A 24,730-nucleotide genomic window follows, 5' to 3' on the forward strand; every position below is an offset into this window, starting at 1 on the left:
ATCCCCAGTTCGAGGCCGACGTAGTGGTAGGGGCGGTAGAGCGCGGCGTAGCGCTTGGACGGGTCCGGGTGCCACGGGTATTCGGCGAAGCAGCCGGAGACGTAGTCGTTGGTGGCTTTGACCACGACGAACACGCCTTCCTGGGTGTTGTGCGGAATCCACGCACCCTCGCGGGTCACGCTCGACATCACGTCCACCGAACCCTCGTGCGCGAGCACCCCGCCGGCATCCTTCGGGCGGCAGACGGTGGCGATCTCCTCGAGATCACCGGGCGTGAAGGTCAGCCCTTCGTCCGAGGGAGTCAGTCCGGCTGCGTTGGCGACGGCCGCCATTTCGATGGCTGCCTTCGTGCCGTCCCGGAACGCGGTGTGCATGTAGGGGTTGAGCTGGCCGGAATCCGTGAGCTCCCGGGAGAACTCCCAGTGCTCCCAGACGTTGTCGGGGTTCATCTCGTGGTAGTGGGGGAGGTACTTGGCTCCCTTGCCCGCGCACACCACGTCGAAGCCCGAGGTGCGGGCCCAGTCCACCAGCTCCATGATCAGCGCGGGCTGGTCGCCGTAGGCCATCGAGTACACCAGGCCGCGTTCGGCCGCCCGCTTGGCCAGAGCCGGGCCGGCCAGCGCGTCGCCCTCGACCGTCACCATGATCACGTGCTGACGGGAGTCGAAGGCGCGCAGGGCATGTGAGGCGCCCGCGATCGGATTGCCGGTGGCTTCCACGATCACGTCGATGTCCTCGCGGAAGAGCGCGGCAGCGTCGGCGACCACGGCCGTGCGGTCGGAGGAGACCGCCTCGTCCACGTCGTCCGTGGCCGCGTCCTGCGGCCAGTCGACCAGCTTCAGGGCCTGCCGCGCCCGGTCCAGGTTGATGTCGGCGATGGCCGCGACCCGGATGCCGGGGGTGTTCCGGACCTGGGCGAGGAACATCGTGCCGTACCGGCCGGCGCCGATGACGCCCACGCGAATCGGGTTGCCGTCGTTCTCGCGGGCCAGCAGCAAATCGTGCAAATTCACCGGAAACTCCCCAGCTGGTAACATGTGGTAACGGTTCCAGTTTTGTACCACTGCGGTTTCACGGGCGTCAACGCCCTGATCGTTCCTGGTGGCCGTGGATTAGGGTCCGACGCAGTTCGGAGAGGAGACGTGATGAAGAAGGCGGCCACCATTCGAGACGTCGCGGCACGCGCGGGCGTGTCGGTGTCCGTGGTGTCGCGCGTCCTCAACGACACCGGTCCGGTGGCCCCGGCCAAGCGCGCCCAGGTGCTGGAGGCGATCGAGGAACTCGGCTACCGGCCGAAGGCCGCCGCCCGGCAGCTGAGCCAGGAACGGCCTGACACCATCGGTCTGCTGCTCGCCGACCTCGCGAACCCCTTCTTCGCCCGCCTGGCCGACCGCGTCGTCGCCGAAGCCCGTTCCCGCGAGCTGCAAGTCGTGCTGATGACCACGCAGGAGGACCCGCACCTGGAGGAGCAGGCCCTGCGCACGTTGCTGGACCGCTCGGTCGGTGGCGTGATCGGCACGCCGACCGGCCACAACGTCGAGCACTGGGAGAAGCTCGCGAAACTGGAGATGCCCGTGGTCTTCGTCGACCGGGCCATCGAAGGGCTCGACCAGGTCGACGTCGTCAGCATCGAGAACGTCGAATCGGCGGCCACCGCGACCGGGCACCTGCTCGACCGCGGTCATCGGCGCATCGGGCTCGTCCCCGGGCCGCTGGACACGACCACCGGGATCGAGCGCGTTCGCGGTTACGAGCGGGCCCTGGCCGAACGCGGGGTCGCCCGAGACGACCGGTTGGTGCGGCCGGTGCCGTTCCGGGGCGAGAGCGGCGCCGACGTGATGGCCCAGATGCTCGCGTTGGACGAACCGCCGACGGCGGTGGTGGTCGCCAACACCGCTCAGGTGCGGGTCGTGCTGCGGATGCTCGCCCAGGGGCGGGTGTCCATCCCGGACGACCTGTCGCTCGTGGTCTTCGACGACAACCCCTGGACCGACCTGATCCAGCCGCCGCTGACCGCTGTCCGCCAGCCCATCGACATGCTCGCGCTGCACTCGGTGGATCTGGTGCACGCGCGGATGCGGCAGAAGCTGCCGCCGAGCCCGCGCCGGGTGCGCGTGGCGGCGGAGTTCCTGGAACGTTCGAGCACCGCCGAACCCCGAACGGGGTAGGCACCACCGAGAGGAGCGCAATGTCGCACGAAGTCGTCGTCACCGCGGTTTTCCACCCCGTTCCGGGCAAGCGCGAAGCGCTGGAAGCGGTCCTGAAATCGGTGATCCCGGACGTGCACGAGGAGGCCGGTTGTCTGCTCTACGCTCTCCACGAGGCGGGTGGGGACACCCTGGTGCTCATCGAGAAGTGGGAATCCCGCGAATTCCTGGCCGCTCACCAGCGCGCCGACGCCGTCGCCCGCCTCAACGCCGAGGTGGCCGAACTGCTCCAGTCGCCCCCGGAGGTGGTGGCGATGTCCGCTCTGCCGTGCGGACACGAGACCAAGGGGCAACTCTGACCCGGACGCGCTCCCCGCTGAATACGGGGTTCCGATGTCCATCGAAATCGGAACCCCGAACTCCACTGAGATCGCGTTCTCGCGGGCTCATGCGGGACGGCGGCGCCCGAGCCTCCACAGGCAGTACACCCCGGCACCTGCGGCGATCGGGCTGAGGACCGGCTGCAGGAACAGGAGTCCGGCCGTCAGGGCGCACGAGGAGACGGCCAGCGTCCGCCAGGTGCGAAGTTCGCGTTCGGCGGGCGCGGGCGTCTCGCGTGCGGGGGTGGCCGGGCCAGCGCGCCGTCCCAAGTAGACCTGGCAGGCCGCGGCGAGGGCGAACACCACCGCCCACACCCACCGGCCTTCGGTCAGCCGGAAGCCGGCGAGCAGCAGGAAGCAGCCCGCTCCGATCGCGTACCCCGACGTGATCGTCCTCATCGGACGAGTCCCACGTACTGCGCCAGCGCGATGAGTCCTGCTCCCAGCAGGACGAACGACGACGCCCAGATGAGCGCCCTGCCTGCGCGGCCGATCCGGAAGCCGGCCGGGAGCACCCGCTTCTCCAGGGCGAGCAGGCCGAAGCCGTAGGCGCCCACCGCCACCGTCCCGCCGACGATGTTGGCCGGGCTGATCAGCTTCACCAGGTCGCCGCCGGTGAGGACGAGGGCGATACCGCCGAGCAGCACGTAGCCGTAGACCCAGCGCCGCGTCCGGCCCACGCCGCCGGCGTGCACGCGCTTCGACACCGCGGACAGCGACTCGTGCGTGGTGCGGGTGTAGACCTCCCAGATCGCGTACATCGTGCCGAGGAAGACCATGATGATCGCGACGATGTAGAAGTACTGGAACAGCGGGTGGATCACGCCCAGCACGTCGCCCTGGTAGGTCAGGACGTCGTTGCCGCTGGGCACGTTGTGCGCGGCACCGAGGATCTCCTTGCCGGTGATGATGAACGCGACCGCGGTCAGCGCCATCGTGGCGAAGCTGAGCACGACGTCGCCCAGGGGTGCGCGAGCCCACCCACGCGCTCGGCGTCGCTCCTGGTCGGTATCTTGCAGCGCCAGCGGCTCCACGACCGGAACGTCGTCTCCGCGACCGGGCAATCCGAGCGCGCCCCAGCGCTTCTCGCGCATCAGGCCCGCGTAGCCGATGTAGTCGTACATTCCGCCGCCCAGGCCCCCCATGAACACCACGGCCTCCACCCATGCCGACTCCGCGGCGATGTCCGGGTATTCGACGTGCACGAAGGGCTCGTAGGCGAAGGGCTGCGGGACGAAGCCCGCCAGCACGTCGAGCCACTGCGGGTTGGCCGCGAACACCGCCACGACGACCAGCGTGACCTTGAGCGCGACGATCGCGATCTGGGCGCGTTCCAGCAGCGCGTACCACCCGAACCAGGCGATCGCCGCCGCCAGCACGAGCAGGACCAGACCCCAGGCGATCGCCGGGCCGCCCGCGACCCGGTTGAGGTAACCGCCGATTCCCGAGGCCAGTGCGCTTGCCACGAACGGGAACGACAGGACCGCGAGCGCGCCGATGAGCATCGGGAACCATCCGCGCGGTCCTGGGATCACCCGCGCGATGCCGCGCATCGGGTGTTCCCCGGTGAGCACGATGTAGCGGTTGGAGGAGTAGATCACCGCCGCCTTGGCCACGGCACCCACGACGACCACCCACAGCACCGCGAACCCGAACACCGCGCCCATCCGCGAAGCGAGAACGGTTTCGCCGCTGCCGACGGTCAGCGAGGCGATGATGGCGCCGGGGCCGAAGAACTTGACGATCGTGCCGAGGCTGAGGCGTCGTGCGGCCAGTTCCGGCGGTACTTCCGGCAATCGCGCCTGCTCCGCGGGAAAGCCGGCGTCCTGCGTGCTCATCTCCGCACCTCCGTTGCCCCGAACTCGGGTGCCGTCGCGGGGGTTCGGGTGACTCCGATGCCGATCATGCTGACTCCTTCGTCAGTCATGTATAACGTTATACTTCAGGTGTAACGTTGTACTTTGTGTCATCCGGTCGCTCCGCTGTCAACCCATGGGCCGCGCGAGCGGGCCTGCCTGACGAGAGAGGGGACCATGGCGCGAGGTCGCGAACCCACGGTCAAGGACGTGGCCGAGCACGCGGGCGTCTCGCCCGGCGTGGTGTCGCGGGTGGTCAACGCCAACGGCTCGGTGTCCGAGCGGACCCGGGAGCGGGTGCTGGCCTCCATCGCGGAGCTCGGCTACCGCCCGCACAGCGCCGCGCGCGAACTGCGCACCCGCACGACCAACACGATCGGCCTGGTTCTCGCCGACGTGGCCAACCCGTTCTTCTCACAGCTCGCGGACCACATCGTGCGGCACGCGGCGGACGCCGGCCTGGGTGTCCTGCTGACCACCACGCAGGAAGATCCGGCGATGGAGCTCAAGAGCATCGAGCTGCTGCTGCAGAAGCGCGTGGGCGGCGTGATCGCGGCACCCGGCACCGAGAACGCCGCGGCGTGGCGGCACATGCGCGAGACCGGCGTCGAGCTCACCTTCGTGGACCGCTTCATCGACCGCATCCCGGGCATCGACGTGGTCGGCATGGACAACGAGCACGCCTCGCACTCGGCGACCACGGCGCTCATCGAACGAGGTCACCGGCGGATCGCGCTGGTCAACGGACCGAGTGCGACCTCGACCGGTCGCGAGCGCATCGCGGGCCACCGGAGGGCGTTGCAGGAGCACGGGATCGCTGAAGACCCCGGTCTGGTCGTCGAACTCGCCTTCCGCCCCGTCGAAGCGGAGACCGCGCTGTCCGGGATCCTCGCGCTGCCGCAACCACCGACGGCCTTGATCGTCGGCAACACCGCCGTGTCGGCCAGCGTCGTCACGCACCTGCGGTCCGCAGGGATTTCGGTGCCCCACGATCTTTCGGTCGTCGTCTTCCACGATGCCGAGTGGACGGCGCTGACCTCGCCGCCGCTGACCGTGGTTCGTCATCCGCTCGACGACCTGGCGCGGCACGCGGTCGACATGCTCAACACGCGATTGAACTCCCCGGAACGCCTGCGCCGCAGGGAGAAGCGACTCCCGAGCGAGCTGGTGATCCGCCCCAGCATCGCGCCAGTGCGCGATTAGCGGGACGGGTGCTGGGCGGTGAGGAAGGCGTCGAGGGTTGCTGTGCGGTGGTTTCTGGCCGCCAGCTCGACGTCGATGGGGGCTGCGCCGGTTTCGATGAGGTGGATCAGGTGGTCGTGCTCGGCGACTGACTGCACTGCGCGGCCGGGGACGAAGCTGAAGGTGGAGTCGCGCAGCATGCGCAGGCGGCTCCAGCCCCGGCGGACCAGGTCGGTCATGTGCTCGTTGGGGCAGCGCAGGAACAGCACCGAGTGGAACTCCTCGTTGAGCTCGGTGAAGCGGCGCGGGTCGAAGTGCTCCAGGGTTTCGCGCATGCGGTCGTTGATCGCGCGCGCCTTGGCCAGGTCCTCGGCGGTGAGCAGGGGAGCGGAGAACCCCGTGGCGGCGCCCTCGACCACCGCGAGGGTCTGCATCGTGGTCACGTACTCGCCCTCGTCGACCAGAGCGACCTGCGCGCCGACGTTCTTCTCGTAGGTGACCAGCCCCTCGGCCTCCAGCCGGCGGATGGCCTCGCGGACCGGGACGGTGCTGACGCCGAGCTCGGCGGCGAGCTGGCTGAGCACCAACCGGTAGCCGGGTGTGAACCGGTGCGAGACGATCCGGTCGCGGAGCCACTCGTAGGCCAGCTGGGACTTGCTGGTCGCGGTGCGCTCGTCCGCTGCGTCGGTGGTCATCGCTCCTCGTTTCGCCGGCGTGGCAGTCCATCTTGCCCGAGGCGCGATCCTCCGGACCCTGCCGCGTTCCAAGGGTTTTCTTGCGGCCATTCGGGTGATGTTGTGTCTCCGGTGCCAACCGGAGCGCTGTACGCCGGGAGGCGGCATCGTCTACACGCAAGGGAGAACGACGTGGTTGCGACTCCAAGCCCCGCTGCACTGAAGCGCTGGATCGCCCTTGAACTCGTCAGACTCCGTAAGGAGGCGGGCAAAGAACGCGCGGAAGTAATGCAGCGGCTCGGGCTTTCGCGGGCGCAGGTGGGCCATCTAGAGACCGCGGAGCGACTGCCGAACAAGCCCGTCTTGGAAGTAATGCTCAGCTTCTATGGCGTTCCCGAGCGGTTGCCCGACTTCGTGCGGCTCGTTGAAGCTGCTCGCAAGGGACGCAACTGGTGGGAACACCTGAAGGCCGCTGTCCCACCGTGGTTCGACTTGTTCCTGGGGCTCGAGGCGGGTGCGGCCGATGTGGTCGTCTTCGACACCTACGTCGTGCCCGGCCTGCTGCAAACCCCGGCGTACGCCGAAGCCGTCATCAGAGCGGACCCGGAGCTCTCGGACGAGCAGGTGCAACAGCGCGTTGAGCTTCGTGCAGGTCGACAGAAGATCCTCGAACGTAACGGTGATTCTGCTCGGCTGTGGGTCGTCATCGATGAGTCCGTGCTGTACCGCCAGCGCGGAGACGCCAACGTCATGGCCCAACAGCTCGACCATCTCCTGAAAATGAGCGAGCGTCCCCGCGTTGACCTGCAAATACTCCCGCTGAACGCAGGAGCGCACCTGGCTCAGGCCGGCAGCTTCCAGGTACTTAACCGGGAAAACCAACCCGAAAACTCACCCAGAAAACGAAACCCGCCCAGACTCCCCTTCCCCAAGCTCCCCATCGGAACCAGAAGAACCAGCGGACCCAACCGAACGACCACCGAGGAGCAAGGACCCGAGGACGCAGATGACGACGTTGACGGCGAGGCCGATGAGGCCGAAGGGGATGCCGAAGGGCTGGTCGAGGTCGACGACGGTGCAGGTGCCGGCGAAGACGGCGCCGGTGAGCATGCCCCAGAAAAGCGGTCCGGAGGCGAGGCGTCGCCAGTAGATACCGAGCACGAAAGCCGGTGCGATCTGGACGAGCAGTTCGAACTTCAGGACGAAGATCGCGTACAGCGTGCCCGGCGGGTTCCAGGCGATGAGCAGGAGGAGCCCGATGACGACGACGCCCGCGGCTTTTCCGACGAGCAACTGCCGATTCTCGGACGGTTCCTTCTGGAGGAAGCGGCCGTAGAGGTCGCGGGAGAAGATCGACGAGAACGCGAGCAGTGCCGAGTCGGCGGTCGAGACGATGGCCGCAACGATGCCGCCGAACATCAGCACCATCACGGCGTAGAACACCGGCCCCAGGCCCGCGACGCTGTTGGCGATGCGGCCGACGAGTTGCTCGGATTCCGATTCGGACAGTCCGGGATACAGCTGGGTGCCGATGATGCCGACGAGAAACACGACACCGGTGGTCACGAACGGCATCCACGCCATGATCGCGAAGGAACGTTTGAGGGTGCGTTCGCTGCGTGCGGCGTAGATGCGCTGGATCGCGTGCGGGTAGACCGACGAGCCGAATCCGATGAGCAGCATCATGGCGATCCAGTTGACCGACACCTCGGCGGGCGGCACGGCGACCTTCTCCGGCTCGTCGGCGAGCACGTTCCCGACGATCTCACCGAGGTTCCCGCCTGCCAGGTACAACGCTCCGATGAGGAGCACGGTGATGCCGATCAGCAACGCGATGCCCTGCATGATGTCGGTGAGGGCGACCGCGCGCATGCCGCCCATCCAGGAGTAGATCAGCATCACGAGGACGAAGGCGATGACACCCAGTTGGTACGGCACGGTGTTGCCCGTGAGGCCGGAGATGGCGTGCCCCATGGCGACGAGCTGTTCGAGCAGGTAGTTCGCCAAGCCCCACAGCATGAGGATCACGACCACCACCGACACCGGAGTCGATCCGAACCGGTGCCGAACCCAGTCGGTGGGCGTGATGAACCCTTCGCGCTTGGCGATGACGTACAGGCGAGGCGCGAACAGCAGGTAGCCGACGATCACCGCCGTCATGAATCCGACGGACTGCCACCACGGAAACCCGGTCCGGTAGGCGGTCGGGGCGTAGCCGATGACCGAGTTGCCGCTGTACTGGGTGGCATAGAGCGTGAAGAACAGCGCGACGAAACCGAGGCCGCCGCCCGCGATGTAGTAGCCCTTCGCCGTGTTGCGCGCGCTCGGCTGGCGACGTCCTGCGAAGTAGCCGATGACCAGCATCAGCACGGCGTAGAAGGCAAGGACGAGGACGCCGCTGGTGCCGCCGAAGATCAGGTTGTCCACGAGGTCTCCTCGCCGGATTCGGAACCAGTGGCGACCTGGCCCTCCTCCTCGGGCTCGGCGAGGTTCCAGCGGCGCACGCACGTCCAACTCGTCACTGCGGCGAAGATCAGGGTCGCGCCGATGGAGATGACGAACCAGTACGGCAGGCCGAACACGAGCGGTGCGGTCTCACCCTCCGGCAGGTACCACGGCGCCATGGCCAGGATCAGGAGCACGAACGTCACCCAGAGCCACGGGCGACGGATCGGTTCGGACAGGGGTCGCGGGGACGGTCGGCGGTGACCCATGCAGCCGCTCCTCGGTGAGCCGGTGATCGCACGTTGAACCCGACCCGGAGTCAGGTTGTATGCAACCTAGCGGCGCCATCTCGCCCACACAAGGTGCCGAACGAGTAGCGGGCGCGACTCATTCGAATGCTGTATACAACTCTGGTGGTTGTCAGCCTCGCCGAGGCAGCGGCAACGGCGGGTTCGGGCCCTGCCTGCCGTCCCGTGCGGCGGTCCCGGGCGCAACCGGATCACTGTCGACCGCACCCTGGCCGACGCCCACGGGGAGATCGGCGAGGGTGGAATGGGGACCGACGGTGACCACGGCAGGCTCCGGCGGAGCGGTGGTCACCGTGTACGCACCCGGCACGACGGAACCGAACCGGTAGCGGCCGGCGTCGTCGCTCACCGTCGAACTCACGACGGCGCCGTCACCGTTGCGCAGCAACAGCCGCACGCCGGACAACGGCCAGCCACCGGAGGTGAGGACGCCGGTGAGCGCCCCGCGCAGCTCCAGTTCGAGGTCCACGTCGGTGGCGGGCCCGTCGAGCGCGACCACCGTGGCGATGGGGTCGGCCAGCGGCGCCGCGGCGACCAGCGTGATCTGCGCCGCGTGCACCCCACCGAGCAGATAGGCACCGTCCTCGTCGGACACCGAGCTGCCGATGACCTCGCCGTTCTCGCCGATGGCCGTGACCGTCGCGCCGGGGATCGGCCTGCCTGCGATGCGATCGCGCACGGTGCCGCGCACGCCCGCGGTCGGTTCGAGGGTGATGTCCAAACGAGACGGAACGGCGCCCGGCGGCACGACGGTGGCCTGCGGCCGGTAGCCGGCACGCGCGAACACCAGCACGTAGCTGCCCGGCTCGAGCCCCGGCACGCGGAAGACCCCGTTGGCGTCCGTCGTGGCCCGCGCGCACTGGGACCCGGTGCGGTCGGTGACCGTCACGGTGACCTCCGCCAGCGGGCGGTGCCCGCCGTGCACCACGCCCGACAGCACGTCGTTGGCGGTGACCTCCAGGTCGGCGTAGGCGTCCGAGTGGCTCTCGCCCACTCCCCCACCCGTGCCGTTGCGGGCCAGGCCGTTCACGGGAAGTCCGGTGCCGTTCGACGCGGGCGGCTCCTCCTGGGGCCACGCGGGGAACTCGTTGCGCATCGTCACGGCAGGTCCTTCCTGGGGAACGCGGGAAGCGAGATGTCGTGCCGCTGGTCGCCCGCACGCACGACGACCTCTTCGTAGACGGCGGGGTGTTCGACGGCGACGAGCGTGAGCGGCTCGGCCGGAAGCCCTTCGAGCAGGTAGGCCCCGTCATGGCTCACGGTGTTGGCCACGACGTAGCCGTCCCGCCGATACGCCGTGACCGTGGTGACGGCGGGCAGCGTCTGCGCGAGCGCACCACCGCGTTGAATGCGGCCGCGCACGGAACGCGACCCGGCCGCCGAAGACGGGAACTCGGCCGAGGGCGAGGACCACGACGGAGACTGGCCCGGCGATGGGACCTGCGACGGGGGAACCGCCTGCGACGTGAACGCCTCGGAAGGAGCGGAGGCCGGCGAACCCGCCGCGTGGTCGGTCTCGGTCGCGGCCCGTCGCTTCCACAGCCTCACAGATTCCTCCGTATGAGTGAGAACGAGTACAGGTGTGTACCACCCACAGCGACTGTAAAGCAACTGCTTGACCATGCGGTGACATCACCCGTCGTGCGGGGTTCATTACCGAGCACACCCCCGATAGAACCCCGGTAACCTGGGGTTTCGATGACGTGAGCCCGCCGGGAGACGAGGCGACGAAGGTCGGTCGGGGCGTCGGTACGGGACAGAGACCGCCGACGTGTGCAATCGACGGACAGTCGAAGGTCTCCTCCAGCACCGAGACGCCGTCACTCGGTGGGGTGCGTCAACGTTACCTGTCGTGATGGTCAATCGTGGCAGGGCCAGGGAGGATGCGGTGTTCGCAGGGGGACGCCGCGACGGGGAGGGTGCGTGGTGACCACCTCGGACGGCGCGATGCCGCCCAGCGACAGCACGCGGGACGACCGGGCGCAGTCGACCCGCGAGGCGATCCTGTCCACCGCCGAGCGCCTGTTCGCCGAACAGGGCATCTACAACGTGTCGAACAGGCAGATCAGCGAAGCCGCGGGACAGGGCAACAACGCGGCCGTGCACTACCACTTCGGCACGAAACACGACCTCATCGCGGCGCTCGTGGAACGCCACCAGCTGACGCTGGAACGCAAACGCGCGGCCTACGTCGCGCAGGTCGGCGAGTCGCCGGACCTCCGGGACTGGGTGGCATGCCTGGTGCTGCCCATCACCGACCACCTGACCGAACTCGGCAGGCCGACGTGGCACGCCCGGTTCAAGGCCCAGCTGGTGACCGATCCGACGTTGCAGGCCATCCTCTTCCACGCCACGAGCACCGACGCCGGACTGCACACGGCGATCGAGGGGCTGCAGCGCTGCGTCGCGCACCTGCCCGCACCCGTGCGCGCCGAGCGGGCCGACATCACCAAGCACCTGCTGATGCACATGGCCGCCGATCGCGAGCGGGCCATCGCGCACGGAGTCGCCACGCCGCGGGAGACGTGGCGGGAGGCCGCGGAGGGACTGATCGACGCGATCGCGGGCATCTGGCAGGCCCCGGTGAGCAGGGCCGCGGAACCACACGGGTGATCACATCCAGAGCACCCCGTCGAAACCGTCGAGGTACTCGTCGACGCTCTCCGCCCTGGCCATGGCCGACACGGTCCCGCAGACGTCCGCCGTGGCGGCTCAACGGGAACGGTGGCGGGCGGCGCGCAGGAACTCACGGTTGAGGCCGGCGATGCTGTCCATGGGGATGCCCTTCGGGCACGCCACGGTGCATTCGCCGGTGTTCGTACAGCCGCCGAAGCCCTCGGCGTCCATCGCGTCCACCATGTCCAGCACGCGCGATTCACGCTCGGGCTCGCCCTGCGGCAGGACGTTCAGGTGCGTCACCTTCGCGGCCGTGAACAGCATCGCCGAGCCGTTCGGGCAGGCCGCGACGCAGGCGCCGCATCCGATGCACGTCGCGTTGTCGAACGCCAGGTCGGCGTCGGCCTTGGGTACGGGCGTGGCGTGGGCCTCGGGCGCGCTTCCCGTGGGCGCGGTGACGTATCCGCCGGCGGCGACGATGCGGTCCAGCGCAGAGCGGTCCACCACCAGGTCCCTGACGACCGGGAACGCGGACGCGCGCCACGGCTCGACGTCGATGACGTCGCCGTCGGCGAACGCGCGCAGGTGCAGTTGGCAGGCGGTCGTCGGCTCGGGACCGTGGGCCCTGCCGTTGATCACCACGCCGCAGGAACCGCAGATGCCCTCGCGGCAGTCGTGATCGAACGCCACCGGTTCCTCGCCGCGGAGGATGAGCTGCTGGTTGAGCACGTCCAGCAGCTCCAAAAACGACATGTCGGGGCTGAGGTCCTCGACCGGGTAGTCGACCATCGCGCCGTCGGCGCCGGGGCCGGGCTGTCGCCAGATGCGCACGGTGAGCTTCACGTGTAACTCCGCTGGGTCGGGTGGACGTAGTCGAACTCGAGCTTTTCCCTGTGCAGCACGGGTGTCTGGCCGTATTCCCATGCCGAGACGTGACTGAAGGCCGCGTCGTCGCGCCGGGCCTCGCCGTCGGGCGTCTGGTGCTCCTCGCGGAAGTGGCCGCCGCAGGACTCCTCCCGTTCGAGCGCGTCGAGCAGGAGCAGCTCGGCGAGTTCGAGGAAGTCGGCGACCCTGGCTGCCTTCTCCAGCTCCTGGTTGAGCTGCTCACCGCTGCCGGGAACGATCACCTCGCGCCAGAACTCGGCACGCAGTTCCGGCACCCGCTCGAGCGCCTTGCCCAGCCCCTCGGCGTTGCGGGACATCCCGCAGTGGTCCCACATGAGCATGCCGAGCTCGCGGTGGAACGAGTCGACCGTGCGACTGCCCCGGGTGGACAGAAGCCGGTCAAGGCGCTCGGTGACCTCCGCCTCGCCGGCGACGACCGCCGGGTGGCCGGGTGCCACGTCGTCGAGGTCGGCGCCCGCGAGGTAGTCACCGAGCGCGGGCGGCAGGACGAAGTACCCGTCGGCCAGGCCCTGCATCAGCGCCGAGGCGCCGAGCCGGTTGGCGCCGTGGTCGGAGAAGTTGGCCTCCCCGATGACGAACAGGCCGGGAACGGTGCTCTGCAGGTCGTAGTCGACCCACAGCCCGCCCATCGTGTAGTGGATCGCCGGGTAGATGCGCATCGGCACGCGGTACGGATCCTCCGCGGTGATCCGCTCGTACATGTCGAACAGGTTGCCGTAGCGCGCCTCGACGGCGGGCCTGCCGAGCCGCGCGATGGCGTCGGCGAAGTCGAGGTACACGCCGAGTCCACCGGGTCCGACGCCGTAGCCCTCGTCGCACCGGTTCTTGGCCGCACGCGAGGCGATGTCGCGCGGCACGAGGTTGCCGAAGGATGGATACAGGCGTTCCAGGTAGTAGTCGCGCTCGGCTTCGGGGATGTCGGCGGGCGCGCGGTCGTCGCCCTTGCGCGCCGGCACCCAGATGCGCCCGTCGTTGCGCAGCGACTCGCTCATGAGCGTCAGCTTCGACTGGTGCTCGCCCGAACGCGGGATGCACGTCGGGTGGATCTGCGTGTAGCACGGGTTCGCCAGGTAGGCACCGCGCTTGTGCGCCCGCCACACGGCCGTCGCGTTGGAGCCCTTGGCGTTGGTGGACAGGTAGAAGAGGTTGCCGTAACCGCCCGTGGCGAGCACGACGACGTCGGCGAGGTGGGTCGTGATGCGGCCCGTCACGAGGTCGCGGGCCACGATTCCGCGCGCCCTGCCGTCGACCACGACGAGGTCGAGCATCTCGGTGCGCGGGTGCATCTCGACCGCGCCCGCGTCGATCTGGCGCGACAGTGCCTGGTACGCGCCCATCAGCAACTGCTGCCCCGTCTGCCCACGTGCGTAGAACGTGCGCTGCACCTGCACCCCGCCGAACGAACGCGTGTCGAGCAGTCCGCCGTACTCGCGCGCGAACGGCACGCCCTGCGCCACGGCCTGGTCGATGATCTGCTCGGAGATCTGCGCCAACCGGTACACATTGGACTCACGGGCGCGGAAGTCGCCGCCCTTCACCGTGTCGTAGAACAGCCGGTACACCGAATCGCCGTCGTTGCGGTAGTTCTTGGCCGCGTTGATCCCGCCCTGCGCAGCCACCGAGTGCGCGCGGCGCGGCGAGTCCTGCACGCAGAACTGCACGACACGGTAGCCCTGCTCGGCGAGCGTGGCGCCTGCCGAGGCACCCGCCAGCCCGGTGCCGACCACGATCACCGTGTGCCTGCGCCGGTTCGCCGGGTTGACCAGTCGGGCCTCGAATCGGCGCCGGTCCCAGCGCTGTTCGATCGGACCGCCGGGCGCCTTCGTGTCGGCGATGTCGTCGCCGAGCTCGTAGCGCATGTCAGCTCACCATCCCTGTCATCACGCCGAGGGGAACGACCAGATAGCCGGCGGTGAGCACGACCGCGAGCGTCGTCCCCACCGCCCTGATGGCGCGTCGGCGCGCCGGCCGGGTCACGCCGAGCGTCTGTGCGGCGCTCGCGAAGCCGTGGTTGATGTGCAGGCCGAGCATCACCATCGCCACGATGTAGATCAGGTTGATCCACCAGACCTGGAAGTCGACGACCACGTTGTGGTGCGGCTGGCCGTGCCGGAAGTCGGGATTGACGACACCGACGGTCAGGTCGAGGACATGCCACACGACGAACAACGCGAGGATCACCCCGCCCCAGCGCATGGTGCGCGTGGCGTAGGTGGCCCGGACGCGCTGGCCGTGGGCGTACTTCACCGGCCGCGCCCGCAGGTCGCGGGCCGACAGCTGCGCGGCCGCCGTGACGTGGGCGACGAGCGCCACCAGCAGGCCCACCCGCTGGATCCACAGGTACCAGCCGTGCGAGAGCACCGGTTCGCCGATCGTGCGCAGCCAGGCGCCGTAGGCGTCGAACTCGGCCGCGCCGGCGAAGATCTTCAGGTTCCCCACCATGTGCGCGATCAGGAACAGCACGAAGAGCAGTCCCGACACGGCCATGACCGTCTTCTTGCCGATCGTCGTGCGCCAGAAGGCCACAACCGGTGAGACGGGTGAGACCGCCCGCGCTGTCCGCTCAGCTACCACGTCAGCGACGCTAGGACCCTGCTGAGCAGAGGGCAAAGACATTGTTGCTCTCGCCAGCATAGGAATCGCCTATATAAGCTCGGGCGATGCAGCTTCAGCAGCTCGCGTACTTCCTCGCCGTGGTGGAAACGCGCCAGTTCACGAAGGCCGCCGAGCAGATGCGGGTGGCGCAGCCGTCGCTGTCGCAACAGGTGCGGGCGCTGGAACGTGACGTGGGCGCACAACTACTGCACCGGGTGCGCGGCAACGTGACGCTCACCGAGGCGGGTGAGGCACTGTTGCCGATCGCGCGGCGCATCGTGGGCGAGACCGAGAACGCCTACCGTGCCGTGCGCGAGCTGGACGACCTCGGCCGCGGGCGGGTGCGGCTCGGCGCAACCCCGAGTCTGTGCACCGGCGTCCTGCCCGAGACGCTCGCGGCCTTCCGGCGCAGCTATCCGGGCATCGAGCTGTTCCTGCACGAGAGCGGTTCGCGCGACCTGCAGACGGCGCTGTCCGAGGGCACCCTGGACCTCGCGATGATCATCGACTCGCGTGAGCGGCGGCCCGAACCGCGGATCGCCGCGCGAGCCCTGTTCGTCGAGGAGCTGGTGCTGATCTCCGCCAAGGACGCGCCCCCACCCGTGCCGGGGCCGCGCATGAGCGTCGCGGAGCTGGCAGGCTGCCCACTCGTCATGTTCCGCCGCGGCTACGACCTGCGCGACACCACCGTGGCGGCGTGCCGGTCGGCGGGCGTCGAGCCGACGTTCGCGGTGGAGGGCGGCGAGATGGACGCGGTGCTGGAACTCGTGCGAGCCGGGGTGGGGGTGGCCGTGGTGCCGAGCACCGTGGTCGACGACGGTTTCCGCATCACCCGGTTCACCGCACCCGGGTTGACCCGCACCGTGCGCCTGGCGTCCCGGCGCGACGTCGAACCCTCGCGCGCCGTACGCGCGTTGCGCGACGCGGTCACGGGTTTCCTGGACGAGGCCTCCCGGGTGCGTCCGCTGATCACGGTGCCGGTGGGAAAGCGGGCGTGAGGCGCGCCGCTTCCCCACCGGCACTCCGGTCAGACCGAAGCCTGGTCGCTGTCGCGGTGGGCGCCCCAGCCGTGCCAGCGGTCGATCTCGATCCACGCGCTGTAGCGCGTGCGCACGCGGTCCGGGTACGGATTGCCGGTGTAGTGAGTGGACAGTCGGTCGATGTCGACCAGTCCCTCGTCCTCGCGGATCTCGGTGACGCGCCCGATGAGCGTCACGTGCGTGTACCAGTTCTCGTCGAGCACCGTCAGGGTGACGCGCGGGTCCCGGCGCAGGTGCTTCAGGCGGGCACGCCCCTCGTCGAGGTTGATCAGGACGCGGCCGTCGTCCCACAGGTACCACGTGGCCGCGGACACGGGCGTGCCGTCGGAGCGCAACGTGGCCATGACGGCGGGATTGGGACGGCGCAACAGCTCGACGGCGTCGGAAGGCAACGGCGGGGTGGACACGACAGCTCCTCGATACTCGGGCCTTGGCCCGCGTCGGGTTCGGTTTCCGTTCCCGAGCATGCCTCAGCCCGCGCGGTTCGGCCCGCCGAGGCCGGTGGTGTCGTGACGTGGCGCGCACGTCCGCGGCCCGGCGGCAGGGCGGCTGCGCCGTCCCGGAAGATCATCACGGCGCATGCCGCGCCGACCGTGTCCGGTTCGAAAGGTCCCCGATGAGCACCCGCACTCTCACGCCCACCAGGCCCCGCACCAGGCCCCGCAGCAAGGCCCTCGTCTCCACCCTCGTCGCCGTGCTGGCGGTGGGCGGGTACTTCCTGCTCGACGTGCTCGACCCGGACGATTCGGCGGGCAGCGCAGGGTCGAGCGAGCTGGGCGAGGCGGACCTGTCCGCGTTGACGATCGCTCCGGAGGACACCGGCGCACACTACGACCGCGACGACTGGCCGCACTGGAGTTCCGTCGGCGACGGATGCGACGCCCGCGACGCCGCGCTGCGCGATCAGGGACGCCACGTCCGGGTCGGCGACGGCTGCGAGGTCACCGGGGAGTGGACGAGCATCTACGACGGCGAGGTGGTCACCGACGCGTCCGATTTGGACATCGACCACTGGGTGCCGCTCGCCGAGGTCGCCCGTTCCGGTGCCCGCGACTGGACCGAAGAGCAGCGCGAGGCCTACGCCAACGACCCCGACGTGCTCGTGGCCGTGACGGCCTCGTCGAACCGGTCGAAGGGCGACCAGGACCCGGCGACGTGGCTGCCCGACGAGGACCGCTGCGGCTACGTCACCAAGTGGGTGCAGATCAAGCAGCGGTACGAGCTCACCGTCGACCAGGCCGAGGCCGAGGCGATCCGCGGGGTCCTGAGCCACTGCCGCTGACGCGGGCGGGCAACCGGTCGCCGAGGAAGTCCACGAGCGCCTGGACGCGCGGCGGAACGCGGGCGTCGGCGTCGAACAACGCGACGACGTCGGCAGGCGGCGTCGGGATCTGCGGCAGCACCTGCACGAGGCTGCCCTCGTCCAGGTACCGGCGAACGTGCCAGAGCGAGCGCATCGCCAGTCCCGCACCCGCCAAGCACCAGTCGGTGAGGGCGATCCCGTCGTTGCACGTCAGCCCGCCGCGCACCGGGACAGCGAGTTCCCTGCCGTCGACGACGAACCGCCAGGAGAACTCGCCCTCGTGTTCGCGCAGCACCAGACAGTCGTGGTCGCGCAGCTCGCGCAGGTCCTGCGGGGCGCCGCGCCGCTCGAGGTAGGCGGGAGAGGCCACGACGACCCGCCGGTTGCGCAGCAGGCGCCGCATCGCACGGGCCGAATCGGGCACGGGGCCGACGTGCACCCCGACGTCGTAGCTGGGCCGCACCGCCGACAGCGGCAGACTCGTCAGTTCGAGCGAGCAGTCCACGAGCGGATGCACGGCGCGGAACTCCCGCAACAGCGGCGCGATGTGGCAGCGGCCCAGCCCCGCGGTCGACACCACGCGCACCGGTCCGGACAGGTGGCCGGGGTCGCCGCCGATCGCGGTCTCGAGATCGCGGACCTGCTGCAGGATCTCGGCGCCGCGTGCGCGGTACCGCTCCCCTTCCGGCGTCAACACCAGGGTGCGTGAACCGCGCGTCGCCAACTGGACACCGAGCCGCTCCTCGAGGGCGCGCAGTCGCCTGCTGATCGCCGAGACCGACACGCCCCAGTGCCGCGCGGCCTCGGTCATCGTCCCGGCCGCAACGAGGGTGGTGAAGAACTCGAGGTCGTCGCCGGGAGCCGGCACGTTCCCACCCGCCTTGCACTGGTTCCGCACACCGAGACGGCCCGCCGGTTTGCGCCACACGCAAAGGCGCCTTGCCTCACACGATGTTCCTTGTCGCCAGCGGAAAACCTAGCATCGCCGCAGTACCGGGCACGCTGTGCTGCGACGAAGGGGTGAGCGGTGACGTTTTCCGGCTTCACGGACCTCGACCTGCGGGTCAACGGCGTCCGGCTGCGGGGCCGCGTCGGCGGACGGGCGTCCCGCCCCGCGCTGCTGTTGCTGCACGGACATCCGCAGACCCACATGATGTGGCACCGCGTCGCCGCCGAGCTCGCCGAGGACTTCGCCGTCGTCGCCCCCGACCTGCGCGGTTACGGCGATTCCGGCCGCCCCGCCGCCGACGAGGACCACGCCGCCCACAGCAAGCGCACGATGGCGCGCGACTGCGTCGAGCTGATGTCGGCGCTCGGGCACGACCGGTTCCTCGTCGCGGGTCACGACCGCGGGGGCCGCGTCGCCGCCCGACTCGCCGTGGACGCGCCCGGCCGGGTCGACAAAGCGATGCTGCTCGACGTCGCTCCCACGCTGGACATGTACGAGGGCGCGGACCGGGAGTTCGCGACCGCCTACTGGCACTGGTTCTTCCTCATCCAGCCCGCGCCGTTGCCGGAAACGCTCGTCGAGGCCGATCCGCGGGCCTACGTCGAGGGCGTGCTGGGCGGCAGGCACGCGGGTCTGGCCCCGTTCCCGCCCGAGGTGCTCGACCACTACGTCGCCGGCCTCACCGGCACGGGCCGCGCGCGAGGGATCTGCGAGGACTACCGCGCGGCCGCGACCATCGACCTGGACCACGATCGCGCCGACCGCACCGCGGGCCGCGTCACGTCGGTGCCGCTGCGAGTGCTGTGGGCCCGGCATGGGGTCATCGAGCGACTGTTCGATCCGATTCCACTGTGGAAGCAGGTCGCCGCCGACGTCTCCGGCCGCGCGCTCGACTGCGGGCACTACCTCGCCGAGGAATGCCCCGACGAGGTGGTGCGGGAGATGCGGTCGTTCTTCGGCTCCGGCTGACGTGCCCAACGCGCCCCTATTCCGTCCCAGGAAGCCCCGTTCACGAGAGGACAGTCCATGACCCACACCATCGCGGTGATCCCCGGCGACGGCATCGGCACCGAGGTCGTCCCCGAGGGCCTGCGCAGTGTCCGCCGTGCCGCAGAGCTGTTCGGCATCGACCTGAGCTTCCAGGAGTTCGACTTCGCCTCTGCCGCGTACTGGCAGCAGCACGGGCGGATGCTGCCGGAGGACTGGTTCGAGGTGTTGCAGGGCTTCGACGCGATCTACTTCGGCGCGGTCGGCTGGCCGGACGTCGTGCCCGACCACGTGTCGCTGTGGGAGTCGCTGCTGCAGTTCCGGCGCCGTTTCGACCAGTACGTGAACCTGCGGCCGGTGCGCCTGCTGCCCGGTGTGCCCGCACCGTTGGCCGGCCGTGCGCCCGGTGACATCGACTTCCTCGTGGTGCGGGAGAACACCGAGGGCGAGTACTCGAGCATCGGCGGGCGGATCTTCGAGGGCACCGAACGCGAGGCCGTGGTGCAGGAGACCGTCATGACCCGCACGGGCACCGACCGGATCGTGCGGTTCGCCTTCGAGCAGGCGCAGCGGCGCGGCAACCACCTGACGTCGGCGACGAAGTCCAACGGCATCTCGCACACGATGCCGTACTGGGACGAACGGGTCGCCGCGCTCGGCGCCGAGTATCCCGACGTGCGGGTGGACAAGTACCACATCGACATCCTCACGGCGAACTTCGTGCTGCACCCCGACTGGTTCGACGTGGTGGTGGCCTCGAACCTGTTCGGCGACATCCTGTCCGACCTCGGACCCGCGTGTACGGGCACGATCGGCGTGGCACCGAGCGGCAACATCAACCCGACGGGAGCCTTCCCTTCGCTGTTCGAACCGGTCCACGGTTCCGCACCGGACATCGCGGGCCGCGGCATCGCCAACCCGATCGGGCAGATCTGGGCCGGCGCGATGATGCTCGACCACCTCGGCCACGCCGACGCGAGCGCGGCGATCGTCGACGCGTTCGAGCGCGTGCTGGCCGAGGGCACGGTGCGCACCCCGGACCTGGGTGGCACGGCCACGTGCAGCGACCTGGGACAGGCCGTGGCCGAGGCGATCAAGGCAAGCTGACCCGGCTACGGGCGGGCGCCGGTGGGCGGGTCGCTACGTGGTGAACGCGTCGCGACCCGCCTGCCCACGCCACGGTTCGAGCTCGGCACGTTGCCGTTCCGCTCGGGCGATGAGCTCGTCGAAGTCGATGTCGGGCAGCCGGGAGCCGAGGTCGGCCAGGTCACGCAGCGTCGTCCACAGCTGTTTCTTGCCCCGGATGCCCATCACGAGGATCTCCAGCTCGGCGAACCGGGAAAGGGCCGAGTACGACCGCAGTCTGCCGTTCGGTTTGAGCCGTCCGACGCGTTCGGCGGCCACGGCGAGGCCGGTCTTCACCGGGTTGGTGCGTACGCCGAGCTGCTCCATGATCGCGCGGAAGGTGTCGACGTCCTCGGCGATGCCCTGCGCCACCTGCGTGAGGGCCTCGCCGTACTCGGTGCCGTGGTTGCTGTGTGCCGAGCGGCGTGCCAGCTCGCGCCACAGCGTGCCGAGGGCGAGTTGGTCGTTCAGGTAGATCGCCAGCAGACGGTTCACGGCTCAGCACTACCCGACATGTCCGGCTCGCACTCCTGCCGGTTCCGGCCCGGATTCGGCGGACGTCTGCTGCCAGCGGCCGACGCCGGCTCCCAGCGCGTACGACAGGTGACCGCCGAGCGCGCCACCCGCGGCGAGTGCCGTTAGTCCCGCGCACGCCCAGGCGCGGCTCGCCGACCGGTTCCGGCACGTCACGGCACGCAGGTAGAGGCCTGCGGCGACCGCGTTGGCTCCGGCGTGGAGGAGGGCGACCCGCCGCTGGGTGGGGTCCAGCCGGGAGAAGTCGGCCAGGCCGGTCACGACCGTGGGCGGGGTGGCGGCGAGTCCGATGGCCATGAGCCGACGGGCGGCAACGGGTTGGTCGAAACCGATGTCGAGCACGGAGGAACAGGTCCACGCCCCGATCGGCACGGCCACCAGCAACGGGTGCACCGGGTGGCCGAGCCAGGCCCCGCGAAGGAACCGGTCGAGGCCACCGCGGCCGAGCACGCGCCGCACCGAGCGTTGGACCGTGGCCGCCGGTCCGTCCACGGCACGCAGCGACTCGGTCGATTCCAGGATCCGACGTACGAACATGCCCACCGGCTACCCGCCGGACCGCGGGCCGACTCGGATGCCCCTGACCCAGTCGGAAGCTGACTGTAAATCAGCCGGCAGGCCTTCGGGAGCACCAAACGGGACCACGAGGATGGGGGCCCGGGGCACTCCCCGGACGGGGTTTGGGGGCTGTGCCCCCACAAGAGATGACGAAGCTCGAAACAAGCGAAGGCGCCCCCAGCGACAAGCAGGGGGCGCCTTCGAGCGAGTGGCGGGTGAGGGATTCGAACCCCCGAAGGCAGTGCCGGCTGATTTACAGTCAGCTCCCTTTGGCCGCTCGGGCAACCCGCCGGGTTCCGGACCTCGTCCGGCAAGGAGACAGCGTACCGCCCACGCCTGCCGCACCCACACCCGGGTACCCGGTGACTACCCTTGCGGTGCGGCCGTGTGCACGGCCCGTCCGTTCTACCGATCAATCGATGCAGACAGCGAGGTGCGTGCAGCGTGGCCGATCCGTCGTTCGACGTGGTGAGCAAGGTCGACCGCCAGGAGGTGGACAACGCGGTGAACCAGGCGGCGAAGGAGCTGTCGACCCGGTTCGACTTCCGGGGCACGGGCGCGTCCGTGGCCTGGTCCGGCGAGAACGCCATCACCGTGGAGGCGGAGACCGAGGAGCGGGTGAAGGCGGCCGTCGACGTCTTCAAGGAGAAGCTCGTCAAGCGCGGCGTCTCGATGAAGGCCTTCGACGCGGGCGAGCCCGCGGCGTCGGGCAAGATCTACAAGGTCACCGGCACGATCGTCGAGGGCATCGAGCAGGACAAGGCGAAGCAGATCTCCAAGTACATCCGCGACGAGGCGCCGAAGGGCGTGCAGGCGCAGATCCAGGGTGACCAGCTCCGCGTCTCCGGCAAGAAGAAGGACCACCTGCAGGACGTGATCGCGTTGCTGAAGGAGAAGGACTTCGGTATCGCCCTGCAGTTCACCAACTATCGGTGAGACCTCAGGGCACGTCTTCGTGAATTGTGCGTCAACCGTTGACGCGCTGTCACCTGATCGTGTTTGAATCCCCCGGTCACCGACGGAGACCGGGGGTTTTCAGTGCGTAAGTCGCTCGCCGTCCTGTTCAGCGTGCTCCTGTGCCTCAGCGCCGCACCCGCGGTGGCGCACGCGGCCGAACGTCAGCTACTGCACGACGCGTACGGCGCCTACCCGCGCGTCATCCGCACCCAGCACGGCGGCGCGGGCCACGACGGGCGCATCCTCGCCACCCTCACCAGCAACGACGACTGGGGCTTCTACGCACCCGTCTACGAGAGCACCGACGAGGGTGAGACGTTCGAGCAGGTCGGCGAGGTCCGCGACCCGGAAGGCGTCTACGGCAAGGGCATGTGCTGCGGAACCCTGTACGAGCTGCCGCGCGCCGTGGGCGACTACGACGCCGGAACGCTGCTCTGGGCTGCGAGCTACCGGCAGAAGGCGGGCGCCGACCGCGAGATCGGCATCCGTGTCTGGGCGAGCGAGGACACCGGCCGTTCGTGGGAGTTCGTGTCCGAACCGGTGACCTCCAGCGGCAAGCCCGGCGTGTGGGAACCGGAGTTCAACGTCGACGACACCGGCGCGCTCCAGCTGCACTACGCCGACGAGCGCGGCGACCGGTTCGACCAGGTCAACGCCCAGTTGTCGACGACCGACCTGACGAACTGGTCCGAGCCGAAGCACACGCTGGCCATGCAACCGTTCGAGGTGCGGCCCGGCATGCCGATCGTGCGCAAACTGCCCGACGGCAGGCACTACTACAGCTACGAGATCTGCAACTACGGCGAGCGGTTCTGCGACCCGTACTTCAAGATCTCCGACGACGGCGCCGACTTCGGCGACCCGACCGCACCCGGCACCCAGGTCGGCACCGCCGAGGGCAGGCACTTCGAGCATTCGCCGACCGTCTCGCTGTTCCCCGGCGGCCCCAACGGCACGCGGATCCTCCTCATCGGACAGATCTACGTGAACGCCGACGGCGAACCCAACGAGGGCAATGGCAAGACGATCCTCGCCAACGACAACCTCGGCGAGGGCCCGTGGTACGAGGTGCCGGCGCCGGTCGAGGTGGCCAACCCGGTCGACGATCCGTGCCCGAACTACAGCCCGGCCCTGCTGCCCGTCGACGACGGCGACACCATGCTCCAGCTCACGGCCGATCGCACGGCCTCCGGCTGTCAGGTCTTCTTCGGCACCGGCCCGTCGCGGTAGTCGGTACGCTGACCCCGAACAGGTGACGACGGGTCGACCGGAGGGGCGGCGATGAAGGGCATCGTGCTGGCGGGGGGCAGCGGCACCCGGCTGCACCCGATCACGCAGGCGGTGTCCAAGCAGCTGCTGCCCGTCTACGACAAGCCGATGATCTACTACCCGATCTCGGTGCTGATGCTGGCCGGCATCCGCGAGATCCTGATCATCTCGACACCGTCCGACCTGCCCAACTTCCGCCGGCTGCTCGGCGACGGCAGCCAGTTCGGACTCGAGCTGTCCTACGCCGAGCAGGCCGCACCGAACGGTCTCGCCGAGGCGTTCGTCATCGGTGCCGACTTCATCGCCGACGACGACGTGGCGCTGATCCTCGGCGACAACATCTTCTACGGCCAGGGCTTCTCCCGGACCCTGCAGGCCGAGGTGGCGGGCCTCGACGGCTGCGTGCTGTTCGGCTACCCCGTCAAGGATCCGCAGCGATACGGCGTCGGCGAGATCTCCGGCGACGGCACCCTGCTGTCCATCGAGGAGAAGCCCGCGGTGCCGCGGTCGAACAAGGCGATCACCGGGCTGTACCTGTACGACAACCAGGTCGTCGACATCGCACGCGGACTGCGGCCCTCGGCCCGCGGCGAACTCGAGATCACCGACGTCAACATGACCTACCTGCGGCAGGGCCGGGCGCGGCTGGTGGAACTCTCGCGCGGGTTCGCCTGGCTGGACACCGGTACGCACGACTCGCTGCTCGAAGCAGGCCAGTTCGTGCAGGTGCTGGAACACCGGACCGGCGTGCGGATCGCCTGCCTCGAAGAGGTCGCCCTGCGCATGGGCTACATCGACGCCGACGAGTGTCACCGGCTCGGCGCGAAACTGGCCAAGAGCGGCTACGGCGACTACGTCATGGACATCGCGAAAGCCGCAGGCGCCACCGCCTGAACCAC

At 69.4% G+C, this 24,730-nt stretch carries 26 protein-coding genes, 1 tRNA gene and 1 pseudogene; 12 read left to right on the forward strand and 16 right to left on the reverse strand.

All coding sequences use genetic code 11. The features are described 5' to 3' along the window. The coding region (locus tag IF64_RS0120420) for a Gfo/Idh/MocA family oxidoreductase (protein ID WP_030533760.1) at nt 1-1,013 on the reverse strand (1,013 nt) is incomplete at its 3' end. Nucleotides 1,014-1,145: 132 nt separating this feature from the next. On the opposite strand from IF64_RS0120420, the gene IF64_RS0120425 reads away from it, so the two are divergent. Together IF64_RS0120425 and IF64_RS0120430 are read left to right on the forward strand one after the other, a co-directional pair. Further along, nucleotides 1,146-2,168: a LacI family DNA-binding transcriptional regulator gene (locus tag IF64_RS0120425; protein ID WP_030533761.1), complete on the forward strand. Its 1,023-nt coding sequence runs from the start codon at nt 1,146-1,148 to the stop codon at nt 2,166-2,168. Between the two features lie 20 nt (nt 2,169-2,188). Next, nucleotides 2,189-2,506 carry a putative quinol monooxygenase gene (locus IF64_RS0120430; RefSeq protein WP_030533762.1) on the forward strand — a complete coding sequence of 106 codons (318 nt, stop codon included), beginning with the start codon at nt 2,189-2,191 and terminating at the stop codon, nt 2,504-2,506. An 87-nt stretch (nt 2,507-2,593) separates the two neighbouring features. Here IF64_RS0120430 and IF64_RS0120435 read toward each other — a convergent pair whose 3' ends face one another. Together IF64_RS0120435 and IF64_RS0120440 are read right to left on the reverse strand one after the other, a co-directional pair. Further along, nucleotides 2,594-2,926 carry a hypothetical protein gene (locus IF64_RS0120435; protein ID WP_030533763.1) on the reverse strand — a complete coding sequence of 111 codons (333 nt, stop codon included), beginning with the start codon at nt 2,924-2,926 and terminating at the stop codon, nt 2,594-2,596. Next, nucleotides 2,923-4,365, reverse strand: a complete 1,443-nt coding sequence (locus IF64_RS0120440; protein WP_030533764.1) for an Nramp family divalent metal transporter — start codon at nt 4,363-4,365, stop codon at nt 2,923-2,925. Before IF64_RS0120440 ends, IF64_RS0120435 begins: the two co-directional genes overlap by 4 nt. A 195-nt stretch (nt 4,366-4,560) precedes the next feature. On the opposite strand from IF64_RS0120440, the gene IF64_RS0120445 reads away from it, so the two are divergent. Next, the gene (locus IF64_RS0120445) at nt 4,561-5,586 is read left to right on the forward strand and encodes a LacI family DNA-binding transcriptional regulator (RefSeq protein ID WP_030533765.1); all 1,026 of its coding nucleotides are present in this window, start codon (nt 4,561-4,563) and stop codon (nt 5,584-5,586) included. Here IF64_RS0120445 and IF64_RS0120450 read toward each other — a convergent pair. After that, complete coding sequence (locus IF64_RS0120450) at nt 5,583-6,260, reverse strand: GntR family transcriptional regulator (RefSeq protein WP_030533766.1); 678 nt, start codon at nt 6,258-6,260, stop codon at nt 5,583-5,585. The two genes, IF64_RS0120445 and IF64_RS0120450, sit on opposite strands and share 4 nt — an antisense overlap. 267 nt (nt 6,261-6,527) lie before the next feature. Here IF64_RS0120450 and IF64_RS28265 point away from each other — a divergent pair. Further along, a pseudogene (locus IF64_RS28265) lies at nt 6,528-7,064 on the forward strand (DUF5753 domain-containing protein); the annotation flags it as partial. 66 nt (nt 7,065-7,130) lie between these two features. Here the strand turns inward: IF64_RS28265 and IF64_RS0120460 are convergent. The 4 genes from IF64_RS0120460 to IF64_RS27275 all read right to left on the reverse strand — a co-directional run bounded on the left by IF64_RS0120460 (nt 7,131) and on the right by IF64_RS27275 (nt 10,354). Further along, nucleotides 7,131-8,666: a sodium:solute symporter family protein gene (locus tag IF64_RS0120460; RefSeq protein WP_030533768.1), complete on the reverse strand. Its 1,536-nt coding sequence runs from the start codon at nt 8,664-8,666 to the stop codon at nt 7,131-7,133. After that, nucleotides 8,654-8,953 (reverse strand): YhdT family protein, encoded by a 300-nt coding sequence (locus tag IF64_RS0120465; protein WP_051758031.1) that lies wholly within the window; start codon nt 8,951-8,953, stop codon nt 8,654-8,656. The genes IF64_RS0120460 and IF64_RS0120465 overlap by 13 nt, the downstream gene beginning before the upstream one ends. Nucleotides 8,954-9,104: 151 nt before the next feature. Further along, nucleotides 9,105-10,088 (reverse strand): MSCRAMM family protein, encoded by a 984-nt coding sequence (locus IF64_RS0120470; protein WP_246134928.1) that lies wholly within the window; start codon nt 10,086-10,088, stop codon nt 9,105-9,107. A 2-nt stretch (nt 10,089-10,090) separates the two neighbouring features. Then, the gene (locus IF64_RS27275; protein ID WP_145600589.1) at nt 10,091-10,354 is read right to left on the reverse strand and encodes a hypothetical protein; all 264 of its coding nucleotides are present in this window, start codon (nt 10,352-10,354) and stop codon (nt 10,091-10,093) included. Nucleotides 10,355-10,915: 561 nt separating this feature from the next. Here IF64_RS27275 and IF64_RS0120480 point away from each other — a divergent pair. Next, on the forward strand, nt 10,916-11,605 hold the full coding sequence (locus IF64_RS0120480) for a TetR/AcrR family transcriptional regulator (protein WP_345968977.1): 690 nt from the start codon (nt 10,916-10,918) through the stop codon (nt 11,603-11,605). Between the two features lie 99 nt (nt 11,606-11,704). Here IF64_RS0120480 and IF64_RS0120485 read toward each other — a convergent pair whose 3' ends face one another. Genes IF64_RS0120485 through IF64_RS0120495 form a run of 3 tightly spaced genes read right to left on the reverse strand, consistent with a single transcriptional unit; the run spans nt 11,705 to nt 15,088 of the window. Next, nucleotides 11,705-12,451 (reverse strand): succinate dehydrogenase/fumarate reductase iron-sulfur subunit, encoded by a 747-nt coding sequence (locus IF64_RS0120485; protein WP_030533773.1) that lies wholly within the window; start codon nt 12,449-12,451, stop codon nt 11,705-11,707. Next, on the reverse strand, nt 12,448-14,373 hold the full coding sequence (locus IF64_RS0120490; protein ID WP_030533774.1) for a fumarate reductase/succinate dehydrogenase flavoprotein subunit: 1,926 nt from the start codon (nt 14,371-14,373) through the stop codon (nt 12,448-12,450). Before IF64_RS0120490 ends, IF64_RS0120485 begins: the two co-directional genes overlap by 4 nt. 1 nt (nt 14,374) lies before the next feature. Beyond that, nucleotides 14,375-15,088 carry a succinate dehydrogenase cytochrome b subunit gene (locus IF64_RS0120495; protein ID WP_036877343.1) on the reverse strand — a complete coding sequence of 238 codons (714 nt, stop codon included), beginning with the start codon at nt 15,086-15,088 and terminating at the stop codon, nt 14,375-14,377. An 86-nt stretch (nt 15,089-15,174) separates the two neighbouring features. On the opposite strand from IF64_RS0120495, the gene IF64_RS0120500 reads away from it, so the two are divergent. Further along, entirely contained in the window at nt 15,175-16,107 is a 933-nt protein-coding gene (locus IF64_RS0120500) for a LysR family transcriptional regulator (RefSeq protein WP_030533776.1), read from the forward strand. Nucleotides 16,108-16,136: 29 nt separating this feature from the next. Here IF64_RS0120500 and IF64_RS0120505 read toward each other — a convergent pair whose 3' ends face one another. Then, the gene (locus IF64_RS0120505; RefSeq protein WP_030533777.1) at nt 16,137-16,556 is read right to left on the reverse strand and encodes a PPOX class F420-dependent oxidoreductase; all 420 of its coding nucleotides are present in this window, start codon (nt 16,554-16,556) and stop codon (nt 16,137-16,139) included. A gap of 209 nt (nt 16,557-16,765) precedes the next feature. Between IF64_RS0120505 and IF64_RS0120510 the strand changes: the two genes are divergently transcribed. Next, nucleotides 16,766-17,431: an HNH endonuclease family protein gene (locus IF64_RS0120510; protein WP_030533778.1), complete on the forward strand. Its 666-nt coding sequence runs from the start codon at nt 16,766-16,768 to the stop codon at nt 17,429-17,431. Here the strand turns inward: IF64_RS0120510 and IF64_RS0120515 are convergent. Continuing rightward, the gene (locus IF64_RS0120515; protein WP_030533779.1) at nt 17,373-18,320 is read right to left on the reverse strand and encodes a LysR family transcriptional regulator; all 948 of its coding nucleotides are present in this window, start codon (nt 18,318-18,320) and stop codon (nt 17,373-17,375) included. The genes IF64_RS0120510 and IF64_RS0120515 overlap by 59 nt on opposite strands. Before the next feature lie 159 nt (nt 18,321-18,479). On the opposite strand from IF64_RS0120515, the gene IF64_RS0120520 reads away from it, so the two are divergent. After that, nucleotides 18,480-19,370, forward strand: coding sequence for an alpha/beta hydrolase (locus IF64_RS0120520; RefSeq protein WP_030533780.1), 891 nt, complete (start codon nt 18,480-18,482; stop codon nt 19,368-19,370). Between the two features lie 57 nt (nt 19,371-19,427). Continuing rightward, the gene (locus IF64_RS0120525) at nt 19,428-20,495 is read left to right on the forward strand and encodes a tartrate dehydrogenase (protein WP_030533781.1); all 1,068 of its coding nucleotides are present in this window, start codon (nt 19,428-19,430) and stop codon (nt 20,493-20,495) included. Nucleotides 20,496-20,528: 33 nt separating this feature from the next. Here IF64_RS0120525 and IF64_RS0120530 read toward each other — a convergent pair whose 3' ends face one another. The 3 genes from IF64_RS0120530 to IF64_RS0120540 all read right to left on the reverse strand — a co-directional run bounded on the left by IF64_RS0120530 (nt 20,529) and on the right by IF64_RS0120540 (nt 21,896). Then, nucleotides 20,529-21,008 (reverse strand): hypothetical protein, encoded by a 480-nt coding sequence (locus tag IF64_RS0120530; protein WP_030533782.1) that lies wholly within the window; start codon nt 21,006-21,008, stop codon nt 20,529-20,531. Nucleotides 21,009-21,017: 9 nt separating this feature from the next. Then, nucleotides 21,018-21,584 carry a DUF2231 domain-containing protein gene (locus IF64_RS0120535; RefSeq protein WP_030533783.1) on the reverse strand — a complete coding sequence of 189 codons (567 nt, stop codon included), beginning with the start codon at nt 21,582-21,584 and terminating at the stop codon, nt 21,018-21,020. A gap of 230 nt (nt 21,585-21,814) precedes the next feature. Next, nucleotides 21,815-21,896, reverse strand: a tRNA-Tyr gene (locus IF64_RS0120540). Nucleotides 21,897-22,049: 153 nt separating this feature from the next. Between IF64_RS0120540 and IF64_RS0120545 the strand changes: the two genes are divergently transcribed. The 3 genes from IF64_RS0120545 to rfbA all read left to right on the forward strand — a co-directional run bounded on the left by IF64_RS0120545 (nt 22,050) and on the right by rfbA (nt 24,725). Further along, nucleotides 22,050-22,541: a YajQ family cyclic di-GMP-binding protein gene (locus tag IF64_RS0120545; protein WP_030533784.1), complete on the forward strand. Its 492-nt coding sequence runs from the start codon at nt 22,050-22,052 to the stop codon at nt 22,539-22,541. 102 nt (nt 22,542-22,643) lie between these two features. After that, nucleotides 22,644-23,792: a sialidase family protein gene (locus tag IF64_RS0120550; protein ID WP_030533785.1), complete on the forward strand. Its 1,149-nt coding sequence runs from the start codon at nt 22,644-22,646 to the stop codon at nt 23,790-23,792. Between the two features lie 51 nt (nt 23,793-23,843). Beyond that, nucleotides 23,844-24,725, forward strand: coding sequence for a glucose-1-phosphate thymidylyltransferase RfbA (gene rfbA, locus IF64_RS0120555; RefSeq protein WP_030533786.1), 882 nt, complete (start codon nt 23,844-23,846; stop codon nt 24,723-24,725). The last annotated feature ends 5 nt before the right edge of the window (nt 24,726-24,730 follow it).

Origin of the sequence: Prauserella rugosa, from assembly GCF_000719975.1 — a bacterium.
Taxonomy (GTDB): Bacteria; Actinomycetota; Actinomycetes; order Mycobacteriales; family Pseudonocardiaceae; genus Prauserella; species Prauserella rugosa.

What these genes read in the sequence shown, in the direction of transcription:
- IF64_RS0120525 (WP_030533781.1), top strand. Translation starts at nt 19,428, where the DNA reads ATGACCCACACCATCGCGGTGATCCCCGGCGACGGCATCGGCACCGAG.
- IF64_RS0120450 (WP_030533766.1), bottom strand. Translation starts at nt 6,260, where the DNA reads ATGACCACCGACGCAGCGGACGAGCGCACCGCGACCAGCAAGTCCCAG.
- IF64_RS0120500 (WP_030533776.1), top strand. Translation starts at nt 15,175, where the DNA reads ATGCAGCTTCAGCAGCTCGCGTACTTCCTCGCCGTGGTGGAAACGCGC.
- IF64_RS0120510 (WP_030533778.1), top strand. Translation starts at nt 16,766, where the DNA reads ATGAGCACCCGCACTCTCACGCCCACCAGGCCCCGCACCAGGCCCCGC.
- IF64_RS0120445 (WP_030533765.1), top strand. Translation starts at nt 4,561, where the DNA reads ATGGCGCGAGGTCGCGAACCCACGGTCAAGGACGTGGCCGAGCACGCG.
- IF64_RS0120490 (WP_030533774.1), bottom strand. Translation starts at nt 14,373, where the DNA reads ATGCGCTACGAGCTCGGCGACGACATCGCCGACACGAAGGCGCCCGGC.
- IF64_RS0120440 (WP_030533764.1), bottom strand. Translation starts at nt 4,365, where the DNA reads ATGAGCACGCAGGACGCCGGCTTTCCCGCGGAGCAGGCGCGATTGCCG.
- rfbA (WP_030533786.1), top strand. Translation starts at nt 23,844, where the DNA reads ATGAAGGGCATCGTGCTGGCGGGGGGCAGCGGCACCCGGCTGCACCCG.
- IF64_RS0120425 (WP_030533761.1), top strand. Translation starts at nt 1,146, where the DNA reads ATGAAGAAGGCGGCCACCATTCGAGACGTCGCGGCACGCGCGGGCGTG.
- IF64_RS0120470 (WP_246134928.1), bottom strand. Translation starts at nt 10,088, where the DNA reads ATGCGCAACGAGTTCCCCGCGTGGCCCCAGGAGGAGCCGCCCGCGTCG.
- IF64_RS0120430 (WP_030533762.1), top strand. Translation starts at nt 2,189, where the DNA reads ATGTCGCACGAAGTCGTCGTCACCGCGGTTTTCCACCCCGTTCCGGGC.
- IF64_RS0120535 (WP_030533783.1), bottom strand. Translation starts at nt 21,584, where the DNA reads ATGTTCGTACGTCGGATCCTGGAATCGACCGAGTCGCTGCGTGCCGTG.
- IF64_RS0120435 (WP_030533763.1), bottom strand. Translation starts at nt 2,926, where the DNA reads ATGAGGACGATCACGTCGGGGTACGCGATCGGAGCGGGCTGCTTCCTG.
- IF64_RS0120465 (WP_051758031.1), bottom strand. Translation starts at nt 8,953, where the DNA reads ATGGGTCACCGCCGACCGTCCCCGCGACCCCTGTCCGAACCGATCCGT.